The organism is Pseudoalteromonas shioyasakiensis (genome assembly GCF_022398475.1).
In the GTDB taxonomy this organism is placed as follows: Bacteria; Pseudomonadota; Gammaproteobacteria; order Enterobacterales; family Alteromonadaceae; genus Pseudoalteromonas.
This window is the reverse complement of record NZ_JAKEVM010000197.1, coordinates 1-5,776: the sequence shown is the minus strand read 5'-3', so window position 1 is coordinate 5,776 and position 5,776 is coordinate 1. Positions and strand designations below refer to the sequence as shown.

4 protein-coding genes and 1 pseudogene are annotated in these 5,776 nt (G+C 40.6%); 2 read left to right on the top strand and 3 right to left on the bottom strand.

Translation table 11 applies throughout. The annotated features are described in order from the left end of the window. Positions 1-268: 268 nt before the first annotated feature. A complete protein-coding gene (gene apbC / locus L1D51_RS20190; RefSeq protein WP_054561253.1) occupies positions 269-1,348 on the bottom strand; it encodes an iron-sulfur cluster carrier protein ApbC in 1,080 nt (359 codons plus the stop codon). 178 nt (positions 1,349-1,526) lie between these two features. On the opposite strand from apbC, the gene metG reads away from it, so the two are divergent. Further along, positions 1,527-3,551, top strand: a complete 2,025-nt coding sequence (metG, locus tag L1D51_RS20185; protein WP_239964646.1) for a methionine--tRNA ligase — start codon at positions 1,527-1,529, stop codon at positions 3,549-3,551. A 92-nt stretch (positions 3,552-3,643) separates the two neighbouring features. Here the strand turns inward: metG and L1D51_RS20180 are convergent, their stop codons facing one another. Both L1D51_RS20180 and lepB read right to left on the bottom strand, forming a co-directional pair. Then, positions 3,644-4,459: a hypothetical protein gene (locus L1D51_RS20180; protein WP_239964645.1), complete on the bottom strand. Its 816-nt coding sequence runs from the start codon at positions 4,457-4,459 to the stop codon at positions 3,644-3,646. 82 nt (positions 4,460-4,541) lie between these two features. After that, the gene (lepB, locus tag L1D51_RS20175) at positions 4,542-5,201 is read right to left on the bottom strand and encodes a signal peptidase I (RefSeq protein ID WP_239964643.1); all 660 of its coding nucleotides are present in this window, start codon (positions 5,199-5,201) and stop codon (positions 4,542-4,544) included. Positions 5,202-5,387: 186 nt separating this feature from the next. Between lepB and L1D51_RS20170 the strand changes: the two are divergent. Further along, a pseudogene (locus L1D51_RS20170) lies at positions 5,388-5,776 on the top strand (hypothetical protein); the annotation flags it as partial.

Genomic DNA, 5,776 nt, shown 5'->3' with positions numbered 1-5,776 from the left:
GTATAGTTTTAATCAGTCAATTGTAAGCGCTTACATTGGCAGGTAAATAAAAAGACCTAACAATGTAAGCGCTTTCATTAGAGTATGTCACGGTTATTAAAACGTCAATAAAATATTAACATTTACTGCAACTTTGTTTTTCGACATATTTCACGAAAATGCAGGCTATATGCGACTAAAAGTGGGGTTAGATAGCAAAATTTAGTACAAAATAATCAATCTGGATTTTGTTAACAAGAAAAACCCACTAACAAAATCTTTGCAACAATCAATCTTCAGTAATGACAATTTCAACTGCGCTTGTGTGCGCCTGTTGATAATACAAGCTACTAGCAAGCACGCGTGCTGCAGTTTTGTAGGTTTCACTTATTTGAGCCTCGTTGTCTGTGGCAATTAAATCGCCCTGCTCCGAGCTTTCACGAATTTCAATGGCCAGCGGAATATTAGCCAGCACTGGTACACCATGACGATGTGCTAATTTTACGGCACCATCTTTACCAAATACATGATTAGGCTTACCACAATGACCACATAAGAAGTAGCTCATGTTTTCAATTAAACCAAGCACAGGTACGTTCACTTTATTGAACATAGCAATGCCCTTTTGCGCATCGGCTAGCGCTAAATCTTGAGGCGTGGTAATGATCACTGCACCACTGGCTGGCACTTTTTGGCTCATGGTTAATTGAATATCGCCCGTACCTGGAGGCATATCAACAATTAGATAATCAAGCTCACCCCAAGCGGTTTCGTTCATTAACTGATTAAGTGCTCCCGATGCCATTGGTCCGCGCCAAACGGTCGCGTCATCACTTGGCACTAAAAAGCCGATCGATTGCGCCTTGAGGTTATGCGCTTCAAAAGGAAGTAAATTTTTATTATCTGCTGTTTTCGGCTCTGCCCCTTGTAGACCTAGAAGCAATGGAATAGACGGGCCATAAATATCAGCATCGAGAATACCCACTTTGGCACCCTCTTGTTCTAAAGCCGAGGCAAGATTCACCGCCGTAGTTGACTTTCCTACGCCGCCCTTACCTGAAGCAACGAGCACAATATGTTTAATTTGCTTAAAACTATATGTGCTAGGTAATTTCACTTTAGCACTAATTGACACAGGCACTGATAGTTTATCAGCGACAAATTTTTCAATCTCAGTGATTTCGCCCACGCCAGCAAAAGGTAGGCTTAGTTTTACCTGCCAGCTTTTATCGCTGTTTTGATTAAGCTCTTCGAGCCAATCTTGCTCAATACCAATGGCAAATGCGCTACTACGGTAGGCGGCTAAGGCTGCAATGATAGGTGCTTTTTCAGCCGATTTACTTGAGAATAGTTTTGACAGTCCAAACATAGCAATAAATTAGCGTTTCTTTGATGAAAAGTGCTGCGGAATTATGTAACATTCAAGGCATTAAAACCAGACAATTAGATAATATCATTGCTTTGAGTTGTCTATGAGCAACTCACAATGAATTAAATAATGATATTCGAGCATATTTGCATCGAACTAATCTCAATTCGGAATGATTATGGCACAGCGAAAGATCCTGATTACTAGCGCATTACCTTATGCCAATGGCCCGACTCACTTAGGTCATTTACTAGAATATATCCAAACTGATATTTGGGCGCGTTTCCAAAAACAACAAGGTCATGAAACCTATTACGTTTGCGCGGATGATGCTCACGGCACACCAATTATGCTTAATGCGCAAAAGCAAGGGATCACGCCAGAAGAGATGGTTAAAAACGTGAGTGTTGAACGTCAACGCGATTTTGCTGATTTCAACATTGAATTTGATAACTATCACAGCACGCACAGTGAAGAAAACCGTCATTTCAGCGAGTTAATCTACAACCGTTTGAATGAAGCGGGTCACATTAAAAAGCATACTATTTCTCAACTTTTCGACCCAGAGAAAGGTATCTTCTTACCAGACCGCTTTGTAACGGGTACTTGCCCAACGTGTAAGTCAGAAGATCAAAACGGTGACAGCTGTGATTCTTGTGGTGCTACATACAGCCCAACTGAGCTTATCAACCCACGCTCTGTAATGTCGGGTGCTGAGCCAATCTTAAAAGATTCTGAGCATTACTTCTTCGACCTACCTGCTTTTGAAGACATGCTTAAAGAGTGGTTACACTCAGGTACGATTCAACAAGAAATGGCGAACAAGCTTGATGAATGGTTTGCAGATGGCCTACAGCAGTGGGATATCAGCCGTGACGCACCTTACTTTGGTTTTGAAATCCCAGGTGCACCGGGTAAATACTTTTACGTGTGGTTAGACGCACCTATTGGCTACATGGCGAGCTTTAAAAACCTGTGTGATAAAAAAGGGATTGATTTTGATGCATTCTGGAGCGAAGACTCAGATGCAGAGCTTTACCACTTCATTGGTAAAGACATCATCTACTTCCACAGCTTATTCTGGCCGGCAATGTTAGATGGTGCAAAATTCAGAAAGCCAACAAACGTTTTTGCCCATGGTTTTGTGACTGTGAATGGCGCGAAGATGTCTAAATCAAAAGGCACTTTTGTTAAGGCGCGTACTTACCTTGATAACCTAGATCCTGAATATCTTCGTTATTACTACGCGGCAAAATTAAACAACGGCATCACTGACCTTGATTTAAACCTTGAAGACTTTGCACTACGTGTTAACTCAGACTTAGTAGGTAAAGTAGTTAACATCGCAAGCCGTTGTGCAAGCTTCATCACCAAGAAGTTTGACGGTAAGCTTAGCGACACCGTAATGGACGAAGCACTATTAGGTGAGTTCCAAGCAGCTTCTGCAAGCATCGCAAATCACTATGAAAACCGTGATTACAGCCGTGCAATTCGTGAAATCATGGCACTTGCTGATAAAGCAAACCAATTTATCGACGCTAAAGCGCCTTGGGTATTGATTAAAGACGAAACAAAACAACAAGAAACACACGATGTTTGTTCACTTGGCTTAAATATGTTCCGTATACTTATCACTTACTTAAAACCTGTTCTTCCAGGTATGGCTGCAAACGTTGAAGCCTTCTTAAACGACGGTTTAACATGGCAAGGCGCGCAAACAGCGCTTGTTGGTCACGCAATTAATAAGTTCAAACCGTTAATGCAACGTGTTGAAATGGATAAAGTAAATAAAATGATTGAAGAATCAAAAGAAAGCCTAGTTGCTGAAAAAGACAAGATTGATCCAAACAGCCCACTAGCAAAAGAGCCAATCAGCCCAGAAATCGAATTTGATGATTTTGCGAAAGTTGATTTACGCGTAGCAAAAATTGCTAAAGCAGAACACGTTGAAGGCGCAGATAAGCTATTAAAACTAACCTTAGATTTAGGTGGCGAAACGCGCCAAGTATTCGCAGGTATTAAATCGGCATATGCACCAGAAGATATCGAAGGCAAGCTAACGGTAATGGTAGCGAACCTTAAGCCTCGTAAGATGCGTTTCGGTATGTCTGAAGGCATGGTATTAGCGGCAGGTCCTGGCGGTAAAGAAATTTATATTCTAAACCCAGATGAAGGCTCAGAGCCTGGCATGCGTGTAATGTAATTACACRATTGCAAGTTAATATAAAAAACCGTTGTGTTTCAGACACAACGGTTTTTTTGTATTTAATGAATGCTTTAGATAATGTTGTTAGCTTATGAGCTTGGGCATGCAGGATACTCAGTCAGTACTTGAGTAATTATTTGCCCAAACTGCTGGTGTTGTTGTTCGGTAATAGCAAAAGCAGCATTGTAAGCTAGGGTATCTGCAAGCTCACCTGTTATGACTTCATAAAAAGTCATCGCGGTCAGTAAGTGCCCTGCATCTGAAGCATGATTGCCATCTGCACTGTAAAAATTAAGCTCAGGTAATGCAGCGATTGCTTTATCCCAAACTAAGCCGATTGGTGCAACACAACTTGCCTCTTTTTCGCTAATCGACAAATGTAATTGATAGACAAGCTCCCCTTCTTTGCTGTCACCTCGCTGTGGATGCTCAGGAAACAAAATAGGTGTAATTTCCAGCTCTTTTGCACTGGCAATTAAACGCTCAGCCTCACTTGTAGAATAATTAACAGAGCCAGACTGAGAATACTTTTGACCTTGAAAAATAGCATGGCTCCAATTGGCTTGCTGTAGCTTTTCAATATTGCCCGAAGTGTTCACTATTTCATCTAAAAAACGACCACTGATGGTAAGAGTTGAAACTTGAGCGTTGGTTAGCTCACTGGAAATAAGCTGTTCAAGCAAATCCCCTAATCTAGCACTATGGCTATTGCCATAAATAATAATTTTATAGTCAGCACTACCACTGTTATCGACAAGCTCAACACCTGTATCCGGTGTTGAGCTGTTAGTGTCATCAACTTTTGTAGATTCGTTTTTTGAGCTCGAACCACATGCAACCAGACTGATCGAAAAGACGAGTAACAAAAAAGATCGAATTAATCTCGCAAACTTATCATTTATCATACTTTACCTTTTGGCTTATTATTTTTATGTCGTTAATATTGAAACATAAAATTATAAATTGCCAATTTTGTACGATTTTTATCTAGGGTGCTAAGTACAAATCATGCAAGAGTCGCTCTTTTCGAGGTAAGTAATAATCATCATAATCAAGTGACACTATGACTCTTTTCGCTTTGCCTAATAACTCACTGCGAGGCACTAAACCAATCACTCGCGAGTCTGCACTGTGATCGCGATTATCGCCCATCGCTAAATACATATCCTTTGGAATAGCGACAGGGGCAAAATGCTGCATCACCGAGGGCGTTTTTGATACCACAATAGCGTGCTGAACACCGGCAAGGTTTTCAATCAGTGTTTGCTGCTCATGATCATTATCAGTTAATGCATAATCAAGCGCTTTACCGTTTATGATCAATTTATTATCGACTAAAGTCACTGTATCGCCCGGCACGCCAATAACACGCTTTATTAAACGATTATTTGCAGCCTTAGAATCAAATACAATAATATCACCGGCTTTTGGCTCATCTGTGCGCATTAGCGAAATATGACTAAATGGCACACGCAGATCATAAGCCATTTTATCCGTTAAAATACGGTCCCCTTCAACGATGGTCGGATTCATAGAACCTGTTGGCACTTCATACCAATCAGCCACTGCACTTCTGAACACACTCATCAAGCAGATAAATAAAATCAATGAGCGGTTATTTTTCCATACCTTTAAAAGCCAGTTCATATTCGTTCCTAATTTGTTGTTTGTTTCATTAGGAGTCTGTGCGGTAGGAATTAGTTCTCAACTAAATGTAACGAAATACGTCAATGATAAAAATACCATACATGGTGTTAAAAATATTTGACATATCGAGCAATGAGTAGTTTACTTAACACCAAGTCAAATATTCTTTACACGGGGTGGAAGAAAATGAGCTACAAAGAAATGACAATTTGGGGCACCTTGGTGGTAACCATAGGCCTTTTAAGCTATTACCTGTTAGGCATTAATTCACTACAAGCTGCAGGTGATCTTAGCCAAGATACTATGGTGTCTTATTTGTATAAGGTTGTCGTGGTTGCGGTGATCTTAGAGATCATTATGCAATCTGTGCTTGCAGGCATTAAACACAAAGAAGCAGACTTAGGGGATGATGAGCGTGATAAGCTCATTGAGCTAAAAAGCACCAAACTTGGTCACTGGTTCTGCTCTGCAACTATCTTAATGTGTGTATTTTTAGCGACGCAAATTGAGCGCGTATCTGGACGCATGCTGTTACCTGAGGTCTCTGATCTATATAATATTATGCACTTTCTTAT